This is a genomic window from Clostridium luticellarii, assembly GCF_002995845.1.
GTDB lineage: Bacteria > Bacillota > Clostridia > Clostridiales > Clostridiaceae > Clostridium_B > Clostridium_B luticellarii.
The window spans coordinates 119,237-143,644 of record NZ_PVXP01000003.1; the positions used below are offsets into that span (position 1 = coordinate 119,237).

Annotated in this window: 28 protein-coding genes, 1 pseudogene and 1 riboswitch; of the genes and pseudogenes, 4 read left to right on the plus strand and 25 right to left on the minus strand. The window is 34.7% G+C overall.

Translation table 11 applies throughout. The features are described from left to right. The first annotated feature begins 63 nt into the window (after positions 1–63). Positions 64–1,713 carry a peptide ABC transporter substrate-binding protein gene (locus CLLU_RS02280; RefSeq protein WP_106007954.1) on the plus strand — a complete coding sequence of 550 codons (1,650 nt, stop codon included), beginning with the start codon at positions 64–66 and terminating at the stop codon, positions 1,711–1,713. A gap of 25 nt (positions 1,714–1,738) precedes the next feature. Continuing rightward, positions 1,739–2,098, plus strand: coding sequence for a carboxymuconolactone decarboxylase family protein (locus CLLU_RS02285; protein WP_106007955.1), 360 nt, complete (start codon positions 1,739–1,741; stop codon positions 2,096–2,098). 111 nt (positions 2,099–2,209) lie between these two features. Here the strand turns inward: CLLU_RS02285 and CLLU_RS02290 are convergent, their stop codons facing one another. Genes CLLU_RS02290 through cbiQ form a run of 4 tightly spaced genes read right to left on the minus strand, consistent with a single transcriptional unit; the run spans position 2,210 to position 5,099 of the window. Next, entirely contained in the window at positions 2,210–2,545 is a 336-nt protein-coding gene (locus tag CLLU_RS02290) for an energy-coupling factor ABC transporter substrate-binding protein (protein WP_106007956.1), read from the minus strand. Then, complete coding sequence (locus tag CLLU_RS02295; protein WP_106007957.1) at positions 2,545–3,297, minus strand: energy-coupling factor ABC transporter permease; 753 nt, start codon at positions 3,295–3,297, stop codon at positions 2,545–2,547. The genes CLLU_RS02290 and CLLU_RS02295 overlap by 1 nt, the downstream gene beginning before the upstream one ends. A 35-nt stretch (positions 3,298–3,332) precedes the next feature. Then, entirely contained in the window at positions 3,333–4,184 is an 852-nt protein-coding gene (locus CLLU_RS02300; protein WP_106007958.1) for an energy-coupling factor ABC transporter ATP-binding protein, read from the minus strand. A gap of 15 nt (positions 4,185–4,199) precedes the next feature. Next, complete coding sequence (cbiQ, locus tag CLLU_RS02305) at positions 4,200–5,099, minus strand: cobalt ECF transporter T component CbiQ (protein WP_106007959.1); 900 nt, start codon at positions 5,097–5,099, stop codon at positions 4,200–4,202. A 205-nt stretch (positions 5,100–5,304) separates the two neighbouring features. Then, positions 5,305–5,483, minus strand: a riboswitch (cobalamin riboswitch). 182 nt (positions 5,484–5,665) lie between these two features. Here cbiQ and CLLU_RS02310 point away from each other — a divergent pair. Further along, the gene (locus CLLU_RS02310) at positions 5,666–6,085 is read left to right on the plus strand and encodes a hypothetical protein (RefSeq protein ID WP_106007960.1); all 420 of its coding nucleotides are present in this window, start codon (positions 5,666–5,668) and stop codon (positions 6,083–6,085) included. Between the two features lie 67 nt (positions 6,086–6,152). Here CLLU_RS02310 and CLLU_RS02315 read toward each other — a convergent pair whose 3' ends face one another. From CLLU_RS02315 to cobT, 6 genes are all read right to left on the minus strand, one after another. Continuing rightward, entirely contained in the window at positions 6,153–7,292 is a 1,140-nt protein-coding gene (locus tag CLLU_RS02315; RefSeq protein ID WP_106007961.1) for a Ger(x)C family spore germination protein, read from the minus strand. After that, the gene (locus tag CLLU_RS02320; protein WP_106007962.1) at positions 7,279–8,373 is read right to left on the minus strand and encodes a GerAB/ArcD/ProY family transporter; all 1,095 of its coding nucleotides are present in this window, start codon (positions 8,371–8,373) and stop codon (positions 7,279–7,281) included. Before CLLU_RS02320 ends, CLLU_RS02315 begins: the two co-directional genes overlap by 14 nt. After that, a complete protein-coding gene (locus tag CLLU_RS02325; protein ID WP_106007963.1) occupies positions 8,373–9,854 on the minus strand; it encodes a spore germination protein in 1,482 nt (493 codons plus the stop codon). The genes CLLU_RS02320 and CLLU_RS02325 overlap by 1 nt, the downstream gene beginning before the upstream one ends. 177 nt (positions 9,855–10,031) lie before the next feature. Further along, entirely contained in the window at positions 10,032–11,189 is a 1,158-nt protein-coding gene (locus CLLU_RS02330; protein WP_106007964.1) for a pyridoxal phosphate-dependent aminotransferase, read from the minus strand. 37 nt (positions 11,190–11,226) lie between these two features. Then, complete coding sequence (locus CLLU_RS02335) at positions 11,227–12,207, minus strand: NAD(P)-dependent oxidoreductase (protein ID WP_106007965.1); 981 nt, start codon at positions 12,205–12,207, stop codon at positions 11,227–11,229. 312 nt (positions 12,208–12,519) lie between these two features. Then, on the minus strand, positions 12,520–13,596 hold the full coding sequence (cobT, locus tag CLLU_RS02340; protein WP_106007966.1) for a nicotinate-nucleotide--dimethylbenzimidazole phosphoribosyltransferase: 1,077 nt from the start codon (positions 13,594–13,596) through the stop codon (positions 12,520–12,522). A 419-nt stretch (positions 13,597–14,015) separates the two neighbouring features. On the opposite strand from cobT, the gene CLLU_RS02345 reads away from it, so the two are divergent. After that, positions 14,016–14,897: a DUF4351 domain-containing protein gene (locus tag CLLU_RS02345; protein WP_106007967.1), complete on the plus strand. Its 882-nt coding sequence runs from the start codon at positions 14,016–14,018 to the stop codon at positions 14,895–14,897. Between the two features lie 101 nt (positions 14,898–14,998). Here CLLU_RS02345 and CLLU_RS02350 read toward each other — a convergent pair whose 3' ends face one another. The 15 genes and pseudogenes from CLLU_RS02350 to CLLU_RS02435 all read right to left on the minus strand — a co-directional run. Then, the gene (locus CLLU_RS02350; RefSeq protein ID WP_106007968.1) at positions 14,999–15,178 is read right to left on the minus strand and encodes a YjfB family protein; all 180 of its coding nucleotides are present in this window, start codon (positions 15,176–15,178) and stop codon (positions 14,999–15,001) included. A 212-nt stretch (positions 15,179–15,390) separates the two neighbouring features. Further along, the gene (locus tag CLLU_RS19010) at positions 15,391–15,819 is read right to left on the minus strand and encodes a nucleotidyltransferase substrate binding protein (RefSeq protein ID WP_242977457.1); all 429 of its coding nucleotides are present in this window, start codon (positions 15,817–15,819) and stop codon (positions 15,391–15,393) included. 188 nt (positions 15,820–16,007) lie between these two features. Next, positions 16,008–17,096, minus strand: coding sequence for an IS200/IS605 family element RNA-guided endonuclease TnpB (gene tnpB, locus CLLU_RS02365; protein ID WP_106007969.1), 1,089 nt, complete (start codon positions 17,094–17,096; stop codon positions 16,008–16,010). Between the two features lie 9 nt (positions 17,097–17,105). Continuing rightward, a pseudogene (locus tag CLLU_RS02370) lies at positions 17,106–17,310 on the minus strand (transposase). Positions 17,311–17,450: 140 nt separating this feature from the next. After that, complete coding sequence (mntA, locus tag CLLU_RS02375; RefSeq protein ID WP_106007970.1) at positions 17,451–17,693, minus strand: type VII toxin-antitoxin system MntA family adenylyltransferase antitoxin; 243 nt, start codon at positions 17,691–17,693, stop codon at positions 17,451–17,453. A gap of 479 nt (positions 17,694–18,172) precedes the next feature. Beyond that, entirely contained in the window at positions 18,173–18,376 is a 204-nt protein-coding gene (locus CLLU_RS02380; RefSeq protein ID WP_106007971.1) for a hypothetical protein, read from the minus strand. 326 nt (positions 18,377–18,702) lie between these two features. After that, positions 18,703–19,200, minus strand: a complete 498-nt coding sequence (locus CLLU_RS02385) for a type IV toxin-antitoxin system AbiEi family antitoxin domain-containing protein (protein WP_106007972.1) — start codon at positions 19,198–19,200, stop codon at positions 18,703–18,705. A gap of 403 nt (positions 19,201–19,603) precedes the next feature. Next, a complete protein-coding gene (locus CLLU_RS02390; RefSeq protein WP_106007973.1) occupies positions 19,604–20,602 on the minus strand; it encodes a type II toxin-antitoxin system antitoxin SocA domain-containing protein in 999 nt (332 codons plus the stop codon). Between the two features lie 26 nt (positions 20,603–20,628). Continuing rightward, positions 20,629–21,039: a hypothetical protein gene (locus tag CLLU_RS02395; RefSeq protein ID WP_106007974.1), complete on the minus strand. Its 411-nt coding sequence runs from the start codon at positions 21,037–21,039 to the stop codon at positions 20,629–20,631. Between the two features lie 101 nt (positions 21,040–21,140). Continuing rightward, on the minus strand, positions 21,141–21,263 hold the full coding sequence (locus CLLU_RS19280; protein WP_276329472.1) for a hypothetical protein: 123 nt from the start codon (positions 21,261–21,263) through the stop codon (positions 21,141–21,143). 517 nt (positions 21,264–21,780) lie between these two features. Next, complete coding sequence (locus CLLU_RS02410; RefSeq protein ID WP_146127584.1) at positions 21,781–22,314, minus strand: RpnC/YadD family protein; 534 nt, start codon at positions 22,312–22,314, stop codon at positions 21,781–21,783. A gap of 206 nt (positions 22,315–22,520) precedes the next feature. Continuing rightward, positions 22,521–22,799, minus strand: a complete 279-nt coding sequence (locus CLLU_RS02415; RefSeq protein ID WP_106007977.1) for a hypothetical protein — start codon at positions 22,797–22,799, stop codon at positions 22,521–22,523. Positions 22,800–23,101: 302 nt separating this feature from the next. Then, positions 23,102–23,560: a PIN domain-containing protein gene (locus tag CLLU_RS02425; protein WP_207655931.1), complete on the minus strand. Its 459-nt coding sequence runs from the start codon at positions 23,558–23,560 to the stop codon at positions 23,102–23,104. A gap of 60 nt (positions 23,561–23,620) precedes the next feature. Then, positions 23,621–23,917, minus strand: a complete 297-nt coding sequence (locus CLLU_RS02430; RefSeq protein WP_106007979.1) for a UPF0175 family protein — start codon at positions 23,915–23,917, stop codon at positions 23,621–23,623. Positions 23,918–24,107: 190 nt separating this feature from the next. Continuing rightward, on the minus strand, positions 24,108–24,408 hold a 301-nt coding region (locus CLLU_RS02435; RefSeq protein ID WP_146127585.1), incomplete at its 5' end, for an IS66 family transposase.

Below are 24,408 nucleotides of genomic sequence, written 5' to 3' on the forward strand. Positions count from 1 at the left end.
ATATAGAATGTTTATACTGCATAAACATATTATATACTAAAATTTTTATTGAGGGGGATTATTATGCTGAAAAACAAGTTTAAAATTCTTGCAGTTGCAATGTCACTTGCATTCATAGGTTCATTGTTCGCTGGCTGCGGAAATTCCAAAAACGGCTCAGACTCAAATGGCAAAAGCACTATAAAAGTAAATATTGCTGCCGAGCCCAGGACAATTGATCCTGGATTGAACAACACAGTTGAAGGCGCACAGGTAATCTGTAACGCTTTCGAAGGCCTGACAAATCTGGACAAAAATGAAAAACCCATACCCGGGGTTGCAGAAAAATGGGACATATCCAGTGATGGGCTCACTTATACTTTCCATCTGAGGAAAAATGCAAAATGGTCCGACGGGAAACCTGTTACTGCAAAGGATTTCGAGTATGCCTGGAAAAGAGCTCTGGATCCAAAAACCGCTTCCCAATACTCATATCAATTATTCTATTTAAAAAACGGTGAAGCCTATAATAAGGGCAAAGCTCAGGAAAACCAGGTAGGAGTCACTGCCAAAGATGATTATACACTGGTAGCCACACTTGAAAATCCTACACCCTATTTCCTGTCACTTACATCTTTTCCTACCTACGATCCTGTAAGAAAAGACGTAGTTGAAAAAAATCCAAACAGCTGGGCTACAAAGCCGGAGACCTATATATCAAATGGCCCTTATAAACTGGTAGAATACAAGTCAAAGGACAGCTTGAATTTTGAAAAAAGCCCAAATTACTGGGACAATAAAAACATAAAAATAAATAGAATTGAATTCAAAACCCTGGAAAATGCCAGCAGCTATTATGCAGCATTCAAGACAGGAGAGCTGGACCTTATAGATAAACCGCCTGCTGCTGAAACCCCTGAGCTGCTGAAAAGCGGGACGGCAAAGGCCTATCCATATTTAGCCATCTACTACTATGATATAAATTTATCACCGCAGGCTAAAAGCATAAATTCAGATGCAGCTAAGGCACTAAGCGATGTAAGAGTTAGAAAGGCATTGAGCCTGGCTATAGACAGAACTTCCATAACCGAAAAAGTTACAAAATCCGGTGAGATACCTGCTACTTCCTTCGTACCTAAAGGTACCAGTGATTCAAATGGGAAGGAATTCACAGACAAAGAGTATTTCTCAAAAACTGCAGATATACCACAGGCCAAAAAACTGCTGGCTGAGGCAGGCTATCCCGGAGGAAAAGGCTTCCCACAGCTGGAGATACTGTACAATACAATGCAGGGACATCAAAATATAGCACAGGCAGTTCAGGACATGTGGAAAAAGAACCTGGGGATAAATGTTACTCTCAAAAATGTGGAGAGAAAAGTCCACCTGGCCCAGCTTCAAAATCATCAGTTCATACTTGGCAGGGACGGCTGGACAGCTGATTACGATGATGCCATGACATTTCTTGATATATTTACAACTGGAAACGGCAACAACATGGCAGGGTATTCAAATTTAAAATACGATCAGCTGATATCCCAGGCCAAATCAGAACCTGATAAGGCTGAAAGAGCCGGCTTGATGCATCAGGCTGAAGATCAGCTCCTGACTGATCTACCTATAATACCTATTTACTACTACACTGAAGTTGTATGCATGAACCCGAAGCTTAAAGATGCCCATATATCAAATTTAGGTTTCTTCATCTTCAGAGATGCATATCTGGAAAAATAATTTACAATTAAAAGGAGGGACAAATATGTCAACTAATCCAAGAGATTTATTGAATGAATTTACAGGAGGACTTCAAGAACTGGGAGCTACTCATGGTGAAGAACTCAATTCTTTCATGAACCTGCTTAAAACAATGTACAGACCCACTGCCATAGATACAAAAACAAAAGAGCTCATAAGTGTGGCCATAGCTGCCTACACCCGCTGCCAGTACTGCATAGCCTACCATGTCTACAAGGCTCTTGAAGCTGGTGCCAAAAGAGATGAAATTGTGGATGCTTCCATGATATCAGTTGCCTTCGGAGCAGGTCCTGCAATGGCTTACAGCGTGACATTAGTAAAACAATCCATAGATGAATTTGAAAATGATTTCAAGAAAATATAACAAACTATTTTAAAAGCGGCCTTTATTGAAAAGGTCGCTTTTAACGCTGTTAATTATAATAAATATGATTAAAGAAAAGTCTTTAAGTAAACATTTTACCATTTAAACAGTTTAATTCCCAATTTTTGTATGAGGGTCAGTCCCCTTAATTTTATTTCTCTCTACAAATCTTCCCAGGAAGAAGAATAGAACTCCCATTCCTATACCTGTCTGTACACAAAACAGCAAACTCTCAATTTCACCGGGAAGTTCTCCGCCAATCCATTTTTCCATGACAGGTGTAGCCCAGGGTTTATATTCAGTTCCTTTAATCTGTGAAACCACTTTACTTCCTGCATCATCGGAACCGCCAAATTCAGCACCTTTCAATGTAAATAATGGCACAACGGCAATCAACACGGCAATAACTAATAAAATAATAATTTTTTGCTTGGTCTTTTTTCCCATTAATTTTCTCCTCCTTTCAGAAATCCAATGCCTGTCAACTCGGATTTTGCATATGTTTCAAGACACATAACTATAACAACAGTCAAAATACCTTCAACAATAGCCAATGGAACCTGTGTAGGTGCAAATACTGCAAGGAATTTTGCCGCTGATGCGGAGACACCACCATTTGCAGATGGATATGCAAGTGCAAGCTGGATACTTGTTACACAATAAGTGAATAAATCACCAATTGCTGCTGCCAGAAAAATACCTACATGTTTATTCACTTTCAACTTTCCACACACTTTGTAGATTGCATAGGAAACCAGCGGACCTGCAATAGCCATTGAAAACGTATTGGCCCCCAAAGTAGTCAATCCACCATGAGCAAGCAGTATTGCCTGAAAAATCAATACAATGATACCTAAAATGCTTACTGCACTGGGTCCAAATAAAATTGCACCGAGTCCTGTACCGGTCATATGTGAACAACTTCCTGTCACTGAAGGGATCTTCAAAGATGAGACTATAAAAATAAATGCACCTACCATTGCAAGAACAGTAATTGATCTACGATTCTCGGACAATGTTTTTCTAATTGACAAGTAACCTGCTACCAGGAATGGAGCTGATATAACACCCCATAAAATACAGAATTTCGGTGGAAGATATCCTTCCATGATATGCATTGCATTTGCCACTGGAGCTACTCCAAAAGCCAGCGCAAAACATGCCACAACTGCAATAATTTTCTTTTGCTTTAAATTCATTTTATTTTCCCCCTTGTTTATGTTTAATATTTACTCTAGGACAAAATATCCAGAGATATTTTCCTTTCAAGTATTCTTTTGAGTTCCTGCGTATTTTTAGGATACTCTTTTGTATCTCCCATTAAATGTTTTTTTACAAGCAATTCATATACCTCCAGCATGGTTGGCTGTCTTAGATTTGCCCTTTTTAAAATTTTCATATTTCTAAAAATCTCCAGCGGCGTTCCATCTGCAATAATACTGCCCTGAAAAAATACAAGTATTCTTTCAGCCCATCTATATGCAAAATCCACATCATGGGTGGAAATAAGCATTGTCTTTCCCTCTGAAACAAGCTTGGCCAGAACCTCTTCCAGCATCATGGCATTTAAAGGATCCAGTGCTGCCGTTGGTTCATCAAATATAATGATCTCTGATTTCATGGCTATGATATCTGCAATACTGACACGCTTTTTTTCACCGCCGCTCAGATAATGAGGAGGGCGATCCCTTAAATCCCAGATGTTCATGTATTCCAGTGCTTCTTTCACCCTTTTTTTTACTTCTTCTTTAGGAAGTTTTAAATTCATAGGTCCAAACCCAACTTCTGCCATAACTGTAGAAGCTATAATTTGATTGTCTGCATCTTGAAATACAATTCCAATATTTTTTCTAAGCTCTTTTAAATTTTTTTTATTGATAACCGTATTGCGATAGATGATTTTTCCGCCTTCCGGGGTAAGCACACCGTTGACATTCAGGAAAAATGTGGATTTGCCGGATCCATTGGAACCAATAACAGCAATTTTCTCACCTTCATGGACATCCAAATTTATTCCATTTAGTGCATGTTTTCCATTTCCGTAAGTATAACAAAGATTCTCAACTTTCAATATAGGTTCTTTCATAATTGCCCCTTTCTATCACGTAAACCCCCACAGCAAAAACAGGGAAATTACAAATGATGACGCTGCAGCAATATGTACTGTTTCTACCTTTTTATCCTCCATCCAGAATATAAGCTCACCATCGTAACACCTGGCTTCCATTGCATCATAATAAGCTTCCGCCTTTTTCATTGAAACAATCAATATATTGCTCACAATACCTCCAAATGTATTGCAGGAAGTTTTAAAGTCACAGTATCCCAAGCGGGATTCAGCAGAATTTTTCATTTTAGTATAAGCATCCATTAATATGAAAATATAACGATATATGATATCCATCAATTCCACTATAATCTTTGGCACATGGGCTTTTCGGAGTACATAAATAATTTCGGAAGACGGAGTGGACAATGCCATCATCTGTAAGGCACTTATTGCTGCAAAAACTTTCAGTACTAGAAAAAGCATTTCTTTGAGCTTTGCCTGAGAGGTAAACACATAAAAAAATCCAAGATACAGATTATATTGTCCCATGGGCCGTCTTGAAAAATCAATGCCAATAGTGATAGTTCCCAGGATAATAAATACTATTGGTATGGACAGTACAGACAAATATGCATGTACTGGAATTCCTCCTTTTACAATTGTCAGATAGGCCATTGCAATAATGACCACAACAGATACATATGGGTTGTCAAATGCAATACAAAGAATAAGTATTAAAATAGAAAAAAGTACTTTAAAAGCAGAATTCCAATGCTTGATTTTAGAATTATAAGCATAAGAATCAATTTCAAAACCCTCGCCGTGTTTATGTCCAATCCCATGATGAGAATGATGTGCTTCTTCGCAGCAGGCATGGCTATGCTCATGTCTCTCTTTGAGGAAAAAAGCAATCATCAAAAAAGCAGCACACAAAACAATAATTTTTACCATTTCACACCTCCTTAGATTTTCACTAAGTGTTAGTACAGCAAATCTTTATGCTCTCACTTAAGAAAAAAATTACTTCTTGAAATCCTTTTAAATTCTTCTAAACGTGTATTAAAATTCAAAAGTCCTCTTAACTCACAGTTAAGAGGACTTAAAGCCACAGCAATTATAAAAATATATTGCAATCACCCCCTATCTATCGTAGAGTTAATCGTATACTATTGCAACAGGTATTCTGACTCAAGCATCATTGCCCCTATAACCTTCCCAGTTTCCCAGTGGCATTTAATAAGGACTCATCTCTTACAGCGGCGAGACCGTGTAGGATTTTCACCTAGCTTCCCATCTATTTTAAATCAATTTATAATTTTATTATTAATAATTATACACCAATTTTAATATATAGCATATTGTTCCATAAGTCAAGCATATAAATATAGTTACTATCCAAAATCCATTATATTTTTGTCAAATAGCTTACCTATATCCCCTGATTCTTATGTGGTATAATTGTCTTATTGGAAATTATGTTTAAATATGTTTATAAATATAATTTGGAGGAATTAATTGTGAATAAAAATATTAAATCCTGTTTTTTCTTGATTATTACACTTGTATGTCTTGTATTTATTGAAATTTTCATCAATATAATGAAAGAAATTGTAAAAAGCAATTTCGATGTAATCTCACTGCTTCTTTTTATCAGTTTGATGTCCATAGTTTTTGGTTTTATATTAAATGTTCAGCACTTTATTGAACAGCTTAAGTGCCGTGGAACCATAATCTGGGATATTCCCAAATTATCATTGAGTATCTTACTTTTTGTCATATTTGTCTTATATACTTTAACATGCTTAAAAATAATTGCATCAACTAGATTTATAACAATAATAATGTTTGAATATCCCTATTCATTTATATTTTTAGGTATCTTATTCGGACATACTCTTACTGAATTATTTTCAAAAGATTCCACAGAATCCATGTAAATTATTCTCTATAAGCGAATTACTTTTTAAATGTAATTTCCATTTTTTGTTATGGGGTCAGACCCCACTAGTTTTCAAAAGAACCGCGTCCCCAGCTTTTTATGGATGCTTTTACATTTACATCTATACTGGAATTGAGCACTTCACTGTTCCAATCAGTATTGCTCCACCTTCCATATCTGGCTGCAGCATACTGTCCAAGTCCTATGCAGTCCATTTTATATTCATTTTTCATTTTATTTATAATCGAGTAGCAATTCTTGCGTACTTTTTCTTCAATTTTCTTTTCAAAGGCCCTTTTAACGTCTTTATTTTTTGAGAGATCCTTGAAATAGGTGTTTGTAACTATATCTCCCTTTAATCTTAAATCTATTGTAAAATGAAGTTTTCCATCAATTTTATCTACATGGACTTTTCTTGACGAATCCGCATAGAAATCCGAATAATTTTTTGAAGTCTTTTGCAGGCTTACAATTCCGCGTCCTTTGTCATTTCCCATCAAGTTAATCCACTTGCTGTCATCAAAATCTGATCTTGCCACCATACGTTCATCTTTAAACAAGGCCATCCCCGATACCTTTATACCATCATTGCCTATCTCAATATATGGTATCACAGGATTAACACCTTCGACATGGAGAGAAGAATATACATTTGTTATCTTTGTATCCTTTGGGAAAAAAGCGTAATTGAATTCATTTTTCAGAAGTCCCTCTATAAAATCGGAAGAACTTGGATAGCCCTTTACTTTATAGGAGAGCATATCTCTTGCCCTGCCTTTACATATTACAAAATAACCTGTATCATTTAACTGGGGATTTCTGAATAATATGTCCATTACAGTTCCTATCCCATAAACAGCATTGCTTTCACTTACTACATATACCTTCTCAAATCCCAGTATGCTCTTTTTGTCCGATACGGATTGTCTGTTCTCTCTTGTTGCACCTAAAGTTCTTGCAACACCATCCCTTATTGTACTGCTTATCCTGGTATTCTCACTGCTTTCACCGGATTCGTCGAATACATAGGCAGACAAAGGCACACTGTATTCTATTGAATTGTCACTTCTGCATCTAATATCATTACCTACCCCCGCTACTATTTCCAGATTTTCAATTGAATCCGTACTTTCCATTCCCGTTATAAAAAACGAAAATATCATAATCATCAGCGGTATTATAATTAAAAATTTATTCTTTTTCATTTAGACCATCCTTCTTTATAAGTGCCATACAGCATATTGTAGTCAGGTAGGCTATATTGAACAAAGTATATTTGGGAATTGCGAATTTTAAGAAAGCTCTCCGGGCTTCTTCATTTATGTAAGTAGAAGCTATTGCTGTCATAAGGGGGTACATGACCAGGGACAGTTTCTTTATTGAAAACTTTTTAAGCAGATCCTGCAGGACAAATACCGAGGCAAAATAATTGTTGGAGATAGTTTTGAAATTTATTATACTCCACATAAACATGAATACAAATCTGAAATTATTTATTATAGGCACTTCAATGGATTTGGTGGCCAGGAGCATTGCCCAGTAGGACTTTTTTATAAGGTCTATTCCACAGTAGTATATTGTCAAAAAAGTTGTAGATGCGTACAAAACTATTAGAAATAATGCTCCTTTTAACGCATAGCTCTTAAAATTTTTCCTGTCACTCAGCAGGGGGTATAGTAAAAAAATTATCTCCACTCCTCCATAGGAAAAACAGGATTCAGTGCTGGCCCTGAGCAGAGATTTAATATCAACTCCAAACAGTGGAAGAACATTTATGAGTTTTCCCTTGGCCAATGAAGCAATTGCGGGGAGGGAAACAATTACAGTACATACAAAGATCACTTCATTTATATTTGCCATGGGTTTTAGTCCGCTGCAGCTGGACACTGCTCCCAGAAACACTATGAATATAAGCAGCTTTACAGGTGGCATAAAATACATTATAAAAGTCGTCAGAAGGATGGTCAGTCCAGATGCAACAGCTGTGGTGTACAGTACAAAATTGAACATAAAAATCAGATTTAAAAAATTTCCGAGAAAGGTTCCGAAAAATTTTCTGCTCAACTGCAATATGTTTTTATCCGGAAACCTCTTCTGCAGTATGCTGGCTATACATACCAGGTATAATGGATAAATCCCGCCAATAATAACTGAAATCCAGCCGCTTTGCCTGGCAATTTCAGCTACCTGGTTTGGAAGGTTTATAAGTCCTACACCTACAGCAGCGCCTGTTAAAATACAAAACAATTGATATGAAGTTATTTTACTTTCCAGGCTGTTCTGCATCAATGTTTCCCCCTAAATTTTTTCATGAAATCTCCCTGCCTGATCTTGTTTTTATTCGGTATAGCCTCTGGTCTCCTGTCCATATTCCACAGCTGGGCTCTGATGAATATATCCTTTAAATCATTCCTTTTAAGAGAAAGATAACGTACTCCGAAACTGTCCATTGAAAACAGATGCAGTAAAATCAGATACCATCCCGCGGCAATACCTACAACTCCAAATATATCCGCAAGTATTATCATGGGAAATCTCACTATACGTATAGAAAGTGACATATCATAGTTGGGAATTACAAAGGTCCCAATTACAGCTGTTCCAACCACTACAAGGGTAGCGGGACTTACCAGCCGAGCCCTTAATGCAGCATCACCAATTATGAATCCACCCACCAGGCTGAGGGTCTGACCTATTTTACCAGGAAGTCTCAGTCCTCCTTCCCTTAAAAACTCCACTACCATATCCATGGACAATATTTCAATCAGCGGAGTCAGTAAAAGTCCTTTTCGCGTGGCTACCAAAGGAAGAAGAAACTTTATGGGTATAAGCTCTGCATTAAACTTTATGAAAGACAAATAGGCCGCAGGAAGAGTTATGACTAAAAAAACTGCAATCAGCCTCAAAATTCTAATCATGGAAGACAAAATACTTCTTTCATAATAATCCTCTATGGCCTGAAAAAATTCTGTAAACAGTGCAGGTGCCACAAGTGCATAGGGTGTACCCTGACACAATATTACAGCTCTCCCCTCACTTAGATCATTTATGACTATATCAGGTCTCTCAGTGGCAAAGCACTGTGGAAACAATGCATAAGGATGGCTTTCTATGTATTGTTCTATAACACCTGCCCCTGTTATTGAATCTACGTTTATAACAGACAACCTGTCCCGTATGTTTTTCATAACCTTATCATCTGCAATGCTGTTTATATACATCAGTTTTACGTCCGTCTGAGTATATTTTCCCAGAGTAAAATTTTCAATAGTGAGATCCGGATGTTTTATCATCCTCCTAATCATGCTCATATTCGTTTCCAGATTTTCAACAAATCCTTCTCTTGAGCCTCTTACTGCGTACTCATTCAGCGGCTCTGATATCTGTCTGTACTTTCCGTCCTTTGTATCTACTATTACAAATTGGCTTATATGTTCTATAATCAGTACAGTATATCCCCTTTTCAAGGCAAATACAGCTTTGTTGACATCTCTTTCTATAGATGTACTGCTTGAAGTTATATACCTTTTACATATTATGGTGCATATATCAGATGAAAGACTTATTTTGTCATTTGTGCAAAGCATAAGAGGCTTTAATATATTTGAATTTATAGATTCTCTGTCAGCAAGAGAATTTACATAGAGAAGTACTGCCTGAATCGGAGATTTATCCCCTATTTCAAAAAATCTTTTTATAATTGTATCCGTATTTCCAAGCCCATCGATAATTTTTTGTATGTTGCTGTTTATGCTGAAATTATCCATAAATATCACCCACCCATGTTAGTTTTAGCTTGTTTTAGAGAAATTATGCTCCAATATAAAAACCAGAGTACCTTAAATTCTGGGTACTCTGGTTACAAATTCATATATGATATTTGAAATAATTTATACTCTCAAAAGGACATAACCTTAAGATACAACATATTCCGCTGCAGCTATTTAATAAGCCTTCTTAATATACTCACCAATTCTTCTTACCGCTTCTTTCAAATTTTCATCTGAATTAGCAAATACCAGGCGCAAATAACCCTCTCCCATCTTGCCAAAGGCAGAACCCGGAACCACCACTACTTTAGCTCCTCTTACCAGTTCTTCTGCAAACTTAACTGAAGTTTTGCCAAAGGATTTTATATTGGGAAAAGCATAAAAGCTTCCGGGAGATTTTTTACAGGTTATACCTGGAATGCTGTTCAATCCATCTATTAGAATATCACGTCGGCGTGCATAATCTCCAACCATTTTCTCCACTGCTGCCTGTGGTCCAGTTAAAGCTTCTACTGCCGCCTTTTGTATGAATGTAGGAACACAGGAAACAACCCCTTCCTGCAATTTAGGCATATTTGATATTATATTTTTATCTGCAACTATGTATCCAAGCCTCCAGCCTGTCATTGCATATGACTTAGAAAAACTGTCAATTACCATAACTCTATTGCGGACTTCCGGAATTTGAGCCATGCTGAAGCTCCTACAACCATCATAAACAATCCTATTATACACTTCATCAGAGTATACCAACAAATCATATTTTTCAGCTATTTCAGCTATTGCCTCTATATCCGGCTTATTTAACACCGAACCAAGAGGATTACTTGGGGAATTAAGCAAAATCGCCTTAGTTCTCGGTGTTACTGCCTTTTCAATATCTTTGGCATCTATTTTAAAATCATTTTCTTCATAAGCTGGAACAGCTACAGGTTTTCCCCCTACCATCATTACTTGTCCCACATAATTGGAGAAACCGGGATCCGGGATGATGACTTCATCACCAGGATTTATGGTTGTAAGCAGGCTTAACGCCAGCGCTTCCAATCCACCTACTGTTATCATTACATTTTCAGAAGTATATTCTTTTGAATACTTTTTATAGTAATCAGCTATTGCTTCACGCAGCTCGTACAAACCTGCATTTGGGCAATAATGAGTATATCCTTCATCGATGGCCCTTTTGGCTGCTTCCTTAATATTAGCAGGAGTATCGAAATTTGGTTCTCCAAGAGTAAGTTTAATTACATCATCATATTGTTCTGCCAGATCAAACATCCGCCTAATTCCTGAGGCAGGATAATCCACGGCTAGTTTTGATAAATATCCCATTTAAAAAATCTCCTTTGTTTTAAAACATCAAGTGATATTATACAATCCTCCAGTCTATTTTTTCTTTTTTCATATACTGACAGCACGCTGCAACCGAATTTTCCACCATATCATGAACTGCCTGATCCGTATAAAATGCCGTATGGGGTGTTATAATAGCATTGGAAAAGCTCTCCAATATAATTGCATCATGATCTTCAAGCCTCATATCCTTGTGGTCAAAGTTATAATATACCGGTTCATTATCTATTACATCCATTCCCACAGCACCAATGATATTTTCTTCAATTCCCTTAATAAGCGCCCTGTTGTCAATCAAGGATCCTCTGGCTGTGTTGATAATAACCACACCTGGCTTTAGCCTGGACACATTATTCAAATTAATCATATGATGATTTTCTTTTACAGCTGGAACATGAAAAGTAATAACGTCGCATTTTTCCAGTATCTCATCATAAGAAACATAGCCTGCATATTTTTTTGTCTCTTCATTTTCAAATAAATCATAGGCCAGTATTTTGCATCCAAAACCCGATATTTCTTTTATGACTGTTCTTCCAATACGTCCGGTTCCCACTACTCCTACCGTCATATTCCGCAGTTCTCTCCCCTGATTGCGTCCGAGTTCATAATCTTTTACTTCATACCTTTTCATAATATATTTTGCTTTTCTTAAACACATGAGCATAAGCATGACGGCAAAATCTGCAATTGCATTGGGTGAATACAAAATATGTGCCACCTGCACTCCTATCTTTTTTGCATGATTTAAATCAATATGCTCTACTCCGATTGTTCTCGTTGAAATAAATCCAATGCCCATTCCTTTAAATTTGTCCATAATCTGATTGTCCAATATTGTGGCCAACATACTGATACAATCATACCCTTCTGCCAGTTTGCAGTTTTCCATAGTTGGCTGCATTTCACAAAAGCCAATTTCCACACCATATTTTTTACTTATTTGAGGCAATATTATCTGTTCATCCTTCTTACAGCTATACATAAAAATTTTCATCTGTCATTTATTCCTTCCTATTTATTCAATTCCATAATCTATAGTTCACAATGCATAATTAATCAACCGCCCTGTTGCTTATTTTATTATATTATATATTATAATTACAAAATATCAAGCATATAATAATATATAGTCATAGATATAATTAGTAAACTACAAAAAAGTTCAGCCCATTAAGGTAATTCCTATCACCTACACAGCAATACTTATTACAATAAAAAGAGGTGGTGTTTTACCGCCTCTTTTAACATACTCATATTGATTGAGTTTTTTCGGCATCTCCGCTTTCAGTACGTTTAGAGCCTATGCCTACGCCTTAATACCTTTGCGGTACTCATTATCCATATTCACCTCTTCAAAGGTGCTCATGTTATTGATGACAGCCATAGCATTGCCCACGATTCCCATGGCAATCGGGCAGCCAGTGCCCTCTCCAAGACGCATACCGAGATTCAGCATCGGTTTTAATTCCATTTCCTCTGCCGCAAGCCTGTAAGCAGGCTCTTCAGAAATATGGGAGGGAATCATAAATTCCTTTGTAAGAGGATTGAATTTATATGCCAGCAATGCTGCAGCGATTGAAATCACGCCATCAATAATCACCGGTTTGCGGTAATATGCCGCGCCTATGTACAATCCCGTCATTGCCGCAATGTCAAGGCCGCCCACCTTGGAAAGAATATCTACAATATCATCTGCATCGGGTTTATGCATAGCAAGTGCTGCGGTAATCACCCGCTTTTTATTTTCAAAAGCTTCATTACTCAGTCCCCCGCCTCTTCCAACGGCTTTTTCGGCATCATTTATTCCAAGCGCCGCCATGATACAGGCTGCCGCAGTGGATGTGTTGCCCATGCCAACCTCGCCGGCTCCGATGATATCGTAGCTTTCACTGAATGCAGTTTTTGCGAATTCAAAACCCACTTCTATTGCTTTTAAAGCAATCTCACGGCTCATAGACTTCTCTTTGTAAAAATCGTTAGTGCCGTCTGGCATAAGTCTTCTGTTATAAATATGGGGATCTTCAATTTCACCGATAATTCCCATATCAACAAGCCGAAGGTCCACGTGGTTATACTCGCAAAGAACATTGATCCCGCATTTTTTCTCTGAAGCATAACCACGCATTAAAAAGTTTGTAAAATATTGCGGGGCTGCAGTCACACCTTCCGCATAGATGCCATTATCCGCCCCGAACACAAAATGCACTTTTTTCTCTATGCTGCTTTTTACTTTGCCTGTAATGCCCGCCATCCGAATGCTGATGCTTTCAAGCACACCTAAACTGCCAGCCGGTTTTACGAGACTGTCCTGCAAATTGCGGGCACACTCGGCCGCCTCCGTATTTAATCCTGTAATTTTTTTTGAAATTTCTTTAAGTATCATTTTACTGCCCCCAATATTTTTAAAGTTTATGATAAACCGTTTTCCCCCAAAAGTCTGGCCGCCGGAGGAAGAACTTCTGAAAACAAGAAAGATATATCTCTGAATCTACTGCTTCGAAGGCTTCCAATATGATTTTCTATGCTGCATCAAAATCATGTATCCCCGTCAAAGTTTCCACGCCCTTAAGTGTTGGTTATCTCTTTATTTATTATAGCAGATTCTTATTTATTTGGCATCAAACAGTAGGTACACGTACCCATAAGTTTTTTATCTATAATATCATTTCGAAATAATATTTCAAATGCATCCCTGCTATTCTAAGGAATACATAACACTATATAAAACTCTTTCAACAATATCAAACATATGATAATATATAATTATAGATATAGCTATTAAACGGCAAAGGAGTTCAATCCATGGCGGGAAAAACCAAAAACATTGAAGATGCTATAATGAAAAGCATCTTAGACGTTTTCAAAGAAGATGCTCTTAAATTCTTCGGTATAAAATCAAAAATAATTACTGCTGCTAGAACTGAGTCAAAAAATCTCCAAATAGACACTTCTTTTATGGACTACACATTTTTATTGGACGATAACTCTTTTTTACACCTTGAGTTTCAAACTACAAACAGGAAAAGTGATCTTTCAAGGTTTCTTGCCTATGATGCAGTTTTATATTATAAAGAAAACAGGCCTGTAAACACAATTGTGGTCTATTCTTCTAACGTCAAAAAAGCCGAAACAAATATAAACATAGGATCTATTAAATATTCAGTCAGTGCTTTTTATATGAATGATCTCAATGGTGATGTAAAATACGAATACTTAAAGCACAAAATACAAGCTGGCGATATTTTAAACAGCGACGATTTATTATCTCTTGTGTTTTTACCTATAATGAACAGTACTGAAGATAAAAATGAGAGAATATTAGAATCTATAAAACTGGCTAAAGAAATAAAAAATAAGAAAAACCAAATGAATTGCCTAGCTCTTTTATATGCTTTTGCTGAAAAGTTTTCAGATGGCAGTAATATGGATAAAATCAAGGAGGTGTTTGGAATGACTGAACTTGGAAGACTATTAAGGGAAGAAGGTAAGGAAGAAGGTAAGAAAGAGGGTAGAAGAGAAGAACTTATAAGGACATCTACTAAACTGCTGACTAAAAAATTTGGTATTTTACCTGATGATATAAGAACAAAAATAGAAAATTCTGACACTACCATACTTGAAATAATAGTTGATGAAATACTGGACTTTAAAAAACTTGAAGACATATATAAATATTTAAAATAGAGGTGGTGTTGTTACCGCCTCTTTTAATATTCTCATAATAGGCTGGCACTTCGCTGAATTTTTTATTCTTTCAACTGTCTGGCTGACAGGAACATATCAATTTATGCCCTGACATCTATACCATTCCCCAAATTGGGATCTATCGAAACATTCGACATCATCTCAGTCATCTGTGCTGCAGTCCGGTTATTTCCGTCCATAGCCATTTTCATAACTGCTATACCTGCATCCTGCTGAACCTTTGACTGATTCATTACAATTGACAGTGCTGCTATATCCATACAAGCATCTCCTTAACAAATATTTTGTTCATACATATAAAAATTATCGTGCAATAAATTGCATACTTTAAAAATTTTTATCTAAATTCAAGAATAACTCAATATCAATATACAGCGATAACAGTGGAAAAATTCAAAAGTAATATTATCAATGTTGTAAATATAAAGCTGACAGCCATCGGATAAATTCTTAACCTAAAGGATACTATATTCTAACTTAAAATTGTCTCAAATTTTTCGACAAGCATATTCAGCAATTTTATATGACGTGTTTTTATATTATTGAATATTTCCAAGGCAAGTTTTTCATCATATACATAGGAAGTTCTATTTCTATCAAGCATCATAGTTATCCAATCATCTCCGTCTGTAATAAATCCATGTCTAAATGCCAACCTTTCTAATAAATCAAAAGTAAAAGCTGTATTCAGTCCATTTAATTCATCACAAATAAGATTAAAATCTCTAAATGTCATATTACTTCCTGAAACAGCTATGTCTATATCAGAATTGTACTTGTAATCTCCTCTTGCCCTGGAGCCAAAAATAACTGCTGTCTCTACACATTTGAATTTTGAAAATATGCTTTGAATTTGTATCAACAGTTCTTTTTTTATTCCTAATTTTTCTTCAAGTTTCAAATAATCACCCCACTATACATCTTATATACTTTTATTATCAATGCAGTATACATGTTTTTCCCCTGGCTATTACTTGAACTGTGAACTACCACCACTTATAGAAGTGGATGGCTTCTTAGTCAATATTCCTAATGGAACAAGTTTACCTAAGCTCTAAAGGTCGAACCAACCTCAGTGTATTACTAAAATTATAAAGCTAATTTCAGCAGATTTTTACTGGCGTTTATATCCCTGTCATGGTGTGTGCCGCACTTAGGGCAAATCCATTCCCTGAGTGCAAGATTTTTTACTTCTCTATTCTTATATCCACAAACTGAACATAATTGACTACTTGCATAATTACCGGGTGCCACTATTATTTTTCTGCCGTACCACTCGGCCTTGTATTCCAGCATTCTTCTGAATTCACTCCAGCTTGCTTCGCTTATTGCCTTTGCCAGCCTGTGATTCTGCTGCATATTCTTAACTTTCAAGTCCTCAATAACTATAGATTGGTTTTCTCTGATTAGGTTTACTGACAACTTATTTAAGAAGTCTGTCCTTTGATTCACTATCTTCTCGTGTAATTTAGATAACTTTAACCTGGCTTTTTTTCTGTTATTACTGCCCTTTTTCTTCCTTGATAGGTCCCTTTGAAGTTTGACAAGCCTTTTTTCTGATTTTCTCAGATATTTTGGGTTGGCCTCTCTATATCCATCTGAACATATTGCAAATTCTTTTAGCCCCACATCTATTCCTATTTTTTTACTTACTTCAGGCAGCTTTTTAATCTCACAATCAACCAGTATAGATATGAAATATTTACCACTCGGAACCTGGGATATAGTACATGATTTAATTATTCCGTTGAATTCTCTATGCTGTTTTATATTTATCATGGATTTTAATTTAGGTAATTTGATACGTTTGTTTTGAATATACACAGTACCATCTTGATTATTGGTTGTATAACTGTTATAGTTACTTTTCTTACTTTTGAATTTAGGGAAACCTATTGATTTATCTCTAAAGAAATTTTTATATGCTTTATTTAGATCCATCTGAGCATTTGCCAGAGCAAGACTGTCAACTTCTTTAAGCCATTCAAATTCTTTTTTATACTGTGCCGGAGTAGGATACTTAATTTTTTTAATATCCGAATCTTTGTTTTCTTTATAAGATTTAATTCTATCAGACAGCATTTGGTTATATATAAACCTGACACAGCCAAAAGTTCTAACAAAATAAAATTTTTGTTCTTTGTTCGGGTAAATCCTGTATTTATAAGCTTTTAACATATTTTCACCTCATTTCATTCCTTGATTTTCAATGTACTCCTTAACTATATCAATTGGAGCACCGCCAGTTGTTATAAGACAATAACTTTTACTCCAAAAGTACCCTTCCCATATTTGATATTTTATCATTTATTACTTTTCTCCTATATTTAACAACCAATACCAAATGATAATTTAGCAAAAATACTGAATGATTATTTGTATCTAAATCAATTTATTTTACCTCATTTATATATTTACCACTGATTTTGGAATACATCATATATAATAATTCGTCAAGTAGTTATTATTTTAGGCATCGAACCTAAAATAACAAGGACTATTCATCTCCCACTTATAGAGAAGATAGGAGAATTACGCCCTTTTTGTTAAATCAATCAAATCAATGTCTCTTTTCAATATATCTGCAAGTTTTTGCGCCAACATAAATATTTCGTAGTCGGAAGTTTCAACATCACTGATAAATGCAATGTCAACATCACTATCCATCCTAAAAACTCCGTTTACACTAGAGCCAAATAAATATATCAAATAGGGTTTTATATTTTCCACAAGAAATTCAATTATCTTATCCACACTGTTTTTATCTATATTCAATAATTTGTCTGTTACTTAAAGCTCATAAAAAGTTACAAATTACTATATGGCATAACAATTTATACTACTTCTATGCTTCATTCCTCATTCATTATGTTCTCTTTCACATTATTTCTAATACTACTGGAGGGCCTTAAAACTCCAAAGGCTTAAATTCCCCATTAACATTGGGTACATATTAATAATCATCTTTATATGATATTTATTAATACTGTAACACTTACATCCTTTCTTTTTTATTAGACCACCAACTTATATACTTTTCAGGACTACATCTTCTACTTTATTATAATCCATATCACTCAGCTCTTTCCACAACAAAATTTATACTTTTATTATGGTCATAAAAAATCTGATATATTCAAACATTTGTTCCTTAATTACTTAACAATTCATTTATTTTAGCAGTTCCAAATTTTTCATAAAAGTACAATAACGGCTGTATCCAGTCATCAAAACACACACCCTCTTATCCTTAATCAAAATTGTTCTAATAAACTGGTATCTATACTGACCTGTCTGCCTGCAAACAAGCTTTTATCACCAAATGTATCATTTATTATATTGTCCATATTATTTATAATATCTTTTACACTCTTTTCTATTTTTTCCCTTTCATCCTCCGTACAGTCGATATCATTATATTTTTTCAACAGCTTCTTCAGATTAAGCCTAAGAATCACTTGAGCCTTTCATCTATCAAATCAATCAACCACCCTGCTTTGTTATTTTTATTATATCATATATTATTCTCACAAAAAGTTAATCTCATGCAAACATTTGTTCTTTTTTTGACTAATATTTATTACTTATAAAAATTTTAGCAATCTAGAAACGTAAAACTCTATTTACAATTTTGTAATTTTAGAAGCACCATAATTTTAATGTGATTTATCATAAATTTTCTTGATTTTTTTCTTTACGCACTGTTTCCTATTTTGCCGATTGGAAGGTAAGAGATGCAGCCATAAATTATACCCTAAACATGAAATGCCTAATATACGAAGCATTAGATTAATACCTCCATATATTGTTTTACTGTATCTCTGATTTTTAGAATTTCAGCGTAATTAAGTAGCTTGGCATAGTCATTGCCTGTCTCACGAAAATATTGTTTAACAGCAGAAAGAACCATATCTTCATCAAAAACTGCTTTTTTCTTTAAACAATCACAAATTGTACGTTCCTTATCATAAATCCTAATATCATTTTCAAAAGGCGATTTTACTGTTATCACTCCAAGTTCATGAATCTCCTTCTTACAATAGTAAAACTGATAATTATCTTTATTTTTCAGCAATTTTGTATTGGATCCAGTAGAAATAATCAACGTTAATTTTAACTGAGTACGGTCACTATATTCATATTGTCCAGAAACATAATTAAAGGACCTTATCGTAGATTGATACTTGTTATTTAATGTTCTTAGTTGATTATGCGTAAAAGTATGATAATAAGAAGTTCCGTAAGTCCATGCGGCACTTGGGCTTGGACCTCCACTTAACATAGGTACAAATTTTACCGATTCTGAATTAACTATACTACTAACCGAAACTAAACGTTGTAATCGAAAAAACAGTAGTCAAAAATAAAAATGATAATGCTTTTTTAAATTTATGTCTTGTCATTTTTAATGCCTTCCAATCTTTCTAATATATAGAAAGATATTATTTCTATATATTTTTAAATTTCCTTTTAGAGAATTAAACTTTTATATATTACCAAATTTAGTCATACAAAATTATTATTATATCAAGCAATATGTACCTAAAAAATCACTTTATCAGAGAAATTTCTCCATTTCGTTTTTTTAATTTAGCAAAATTATAAAAATAGAGGCCACTATATAAAGTGACCTCTTAGACAAAGTTTTCTAAACAAGCATGAGCTCGTCATATTCTTTTGTTCAATTATATTTGATTAAACATATTTTGGGCATAGTCTTTGATATCATTAGGATTGATCATTTTATATTTATCCTTAACATTACTAAAGTATTTGCCAATCAGTTCTTTTTCAATAATCCGTCCTGATCGCTCATTCGCTTTTAACTCACCTCTAGTAGATAACCAGGGCAATTCAGCGTGTGTAAAATGTTCTAAAACTTTACCACTATAGCAACAAATATTCTTTGCTATACTGTCTAAAATCCCTTTTTCAGGTGATGAGAAGACTGAACTATCGAATTCCTCGTTATTCCCATTGATTGCATCAAATCGGTAATCACGATATCTAAAATATATTTCCTTATAAACAGGACCGTGTACCCATGCTTCACAGTCTTCACTAAAGATAAATGTATTGTAAAAAGCAAAGTAAAATCCCTGAATATAATAAAGTGCTTTTTGTAAAGCCAGCGGAGTAATATCTTCACATTGGTTCAAAAGATATTCAATGGCCAAATTAATTTTTGATTCATCACTCTGTTCTAAACCAAGGATAGCTTCTACAGCTTTTTTACTTTTTTCGTAAGAAGCAAGTGTTTTTAAATTGCTTTTATTCTCCTCTAAAATTTCAGCATAGTATTGCGGCTCATCATAAATCTTCTGCAATATTTGAGAATACTGTTTAGTTGGCAAATCACCATCATAATAACGAGAGTATGTTTGTTCTCCCCAGCCTAACAAAAGCGACAGCGGGCGCTTCCCTATTGCGTACTTCTCTGGTATGGCTACAACAATATCATGAGAAACAATTCCGTTTTCCACTCTATAAGCATCATACAATGCTTTTAAATTATAATCATTTAGCCCTGCCACATAAACTTCAGATCCACAATCATCACAATGAGCTTCTTTTCCAGTATAAGAATATTTCTTCCCTTTAATGGCGCCTTCCATCTGGGTTCTGCTAACAGTGTAGGTGACATCATTTCTGCATTCTTCACAGAAAACTTTTTTGGCTTTCATAATGGATCCTCCTTTTAATTTATATTTTATCTAAAAAAATATTCAATCGGCTTATTTCGCTTATGGAAAGAAATCACAACCGTTCGAGTTCCTGAAGGTAAATCGATGATGTTAAATTTTGTATAAATATCAACTATCTCTTGCTCACCATCTGAATTGAACAATTCAACCTGCGGAACAAACACATATAAAACTTCATATTCATATCCTATGTTGGTATTCTGCAAGGAGTGGCAAAAATCGGTTGCTTGAATTTTTAGTAATATACTTTTTTGTTTATCGCTTCTAATATTGTACTCATTGATAAAATCAATGTTCTCCTGCCTATTAGTATTACGGGAAATCGTAAATCTATTATTACAGACACACTTTTTGATTTTTTCAAGAATATCTTCGATTTCTTCTCGAGAATAGTTCTGGTTATAGTACGAATTCATTGCTTCACTCCTCGTATAATAATATGCTCCTTTTTAATAAAATGATACACTATTTTTTGTTTAAAGTCAATTATTTATGTATCAATTAGTACATTTTATTTTCATCTTAGGTTAGGATTAAACTGCCCATTTAAAATGTTTTCTAGCTTACTGCTGAAATCAGAATCCTTTGTAGTAATAGTATATGGTTTTACATATTGAGCTTTAATTCCAAGTTCCTTCATATATTTCCCCACAGTTCTGATATTTTTTTATCGGTTTTTCGTATTTCTTTTGTAATTTTAGGAGCACCATAATACTGACACCTATTCAAGGTTTAGGGCACAGCCTCGTATTTCAAGTTCCTTATGATCCATGTAATATCTTACAGAATTTTCTTTAAACTGTTTGTCATGTTGTTTTCTCATGATAAGTTCCCCCATCTCTTATATTTATTTTAATCCTTATTGCGAACTTTCTCAATTTCTCTTGTACTATTTTTATTCCAGCACCAATCTGATTAAGCTATGCATTTTAATCTCGTTCATTTGAAACTCCTCATAAATTTATTTAAGAATATTGTTCCAAATCTACCATTTCATTATACAAAATAATGGGTATAGATTTGGTTTTACACAAATCTATACCCATTCCCACATTTACTTCAAATATTCTAAGCATTGCATATATAATTATACAGTATATCAGTAATTTGCTTCTGCTGGATAAATTATATAGCCCGCAAGCAGATTCCATCTAAGCCTAAGAATCACTTGATAAATCAGATCTTTCTATGATCTTTCTTACATTCTCAACATCAATGTCATTTATATCTGCTATATATTCTACTGAAAGTCCCTTGCCATATTGTTTCAATATCAATTGTTTTATTCCTTCCTCTATACCTTCTTCCTTACCTTTCTGTTCAAGTTTTTTGTCAAGTTCAAACTTCTTCATCATGTCCATCAGAAACTCCATGTTGCTCTCACTTATTTTTGGCACTCCCATATTTTTATACACCTCCAATATTTCGTCAGGATCTGCTTTTGCAAGTACATTCATTATAACTGCATATAATGGATTTTTTATATTGTCTATGTATTCTTCTATCCAGTTTTTTGTCAAATTCTTATCTTTCTGATGTACCTGAAGCAATTTTAAATATCCAGCTTCTCTGTCATCTAATTGTTTTGACACTAAAATCTGAGTATCTATGTCCGTACCTTTTACATAATATATGCCGCTGCCAGCTGTTTCTACATCAGTGTTCATTTCATTCTTCATATAATCAATCAATTTTCTGGGATACCTGCTGGAAGTCAGTGTTATGGTCATTTCATTTATACTAATCTTATCTGTTTCTTCTGAAAGTGTTTTATAGAGATAAGCATATGCTTTAGCCTTGTAATAATTGTCTATTGATATATAGTCTGTAGGAGACTTGCCCGAACGCTACCATTGCTAATACTCCCAACTTTTTCAAAGTTGGGAGATAAGCACTGCTATGCGCCTGGATAAGTTCTTCTAAGATTCATGTGGAGATAAGTATTCCTTATAAGAAAACTCCACCTGAATCTTAGAATCACTTGATATTCGAGTATATTGTATTTCTTAAATATTCTTTCCAAAGATTTGTGTATCTCGATTTCTTTAAGTTTTTTCACCACCAGCACATCTATCCTGAGGGGCTCATCCGTCAGTTGGTATTCTGTTGTAAATTCCAGTATTTTCTGTATTCCTTGAGTTCCAGCTGCACTGCTGCCGGAGGAAACGACAGTCATGCATGACCACAACAAGGTGAATTATAACAGGGAGTACAGCTTCAGCAATATTGAGTGCAATGTCCATCTGCTGAGGGATCTTCAGAAAACGACGGACAATCTGCAGCACCAGTGGTCTGAAGAACTGAAAAACCTTCTTGAAAAGACCAATGTGCAGAAGAAGGCCTTTCAGCCAGGTAATGCTGGAGTCCTTTCTTTATTTTTTGTTTTTTGCCTAAAAATATTTTACTTACTATTGGAATATTTATTTATGCAAAATATGAATCATATAACTATTCTCTCAACATACTGTTATCGTATATTTAAGACTGCTTGTTTTTAAATATTTTTTTCTCTTCATCAGCTATCTTTAAAGATTCCAAATATAATCTTTTTGAAATTCTATAATCTTCTTGAATAAGGATATCCAAATATGACTTAATTTGATTTATTTTGCCCAATTTCTTTGTCAGCTGTAAAATACCTATGATTCCAATTGGCTTAAGCAGCATATCTTTGGCTCTATTCCTCGCAGATCTATCATCAATAATAACTCTACTTATATTTAATTCTCTAGCTGCTTGTATTACTTCCAACTCACCTCGATGCAATCTTCCCATCATTGCCTCAATCAACTCATTATTTTGTACTTTATAAATTATCATTTTATTATCTCTCACTGCATTAATGAGTTCTTGCTCGCCATAATGTCTTAACTCATTATTTTGTACAACTTCCCTATACACCTCTTCAGTTACATACACTTTATCAAAAGTTGCCATAGTAAATTTAATTTTTTAATAATGCATAAACCTATGATAGGACTAGAATTGCAGATAACTTTAATCATCTTTGTACTCCTTCATCAAGTCTTTTAATGCTAATTCATCCTCCTTCATATCTTCATCGGTATATTCACTCCAGGGTATATTTTTTAATTTAAGCGTATATATAAAATCATTTAATGAAAGTTTTGCAATTTCTGATGCTCTTGCTAAAGAAACACTATTAGCCATAAACAAACTTATTGCTATTGAAATACGTACATTTTCATCAAGTGAGTCACCATGTGCCAAATCATCTAATAACGGAATTACATCTTGCGATATAATCACAACATTGTTTTTCCTTAATTCCATAAACCTCAAACCTCCTTTTTATTATATCACAATCATATTATTAGTTAGCCTTTGCTTTTTCTGATAGGAGGTGGTGCAAACTCAACAACTCCTAATAAAGTCTCATCTTTTGTAAGCGATAAATTACCTGGTGTGGTGTAGGTAAAAAATAAGTGACCATTTGAAATACATCTCAAATGGTCGTAATCTATCACTTGTCATTTTTACAGGAAGACTGAACCCATGGATCCCAGGGCAGGTATTCTTCCAAGAATTCAGGATGTGCTTCAAATTGGACACCAGGCAGATTTTTAAACAGGAATTCAAGATAGCTGTATGGCTCCAATCCATTAGCTTTAGCCGTTTCAATCATGCTGTAGACTGCTGCACTTGCTTCAGCACCTCGTGGACTTCCACTAAAGAGCCAATTTTTTCTTCCTAAAGTGAAAGGCCTTATACTGTTTTCAGACAGATTGTTTGAAATAGCACAGTTGCCATCTAGAAGATAATTC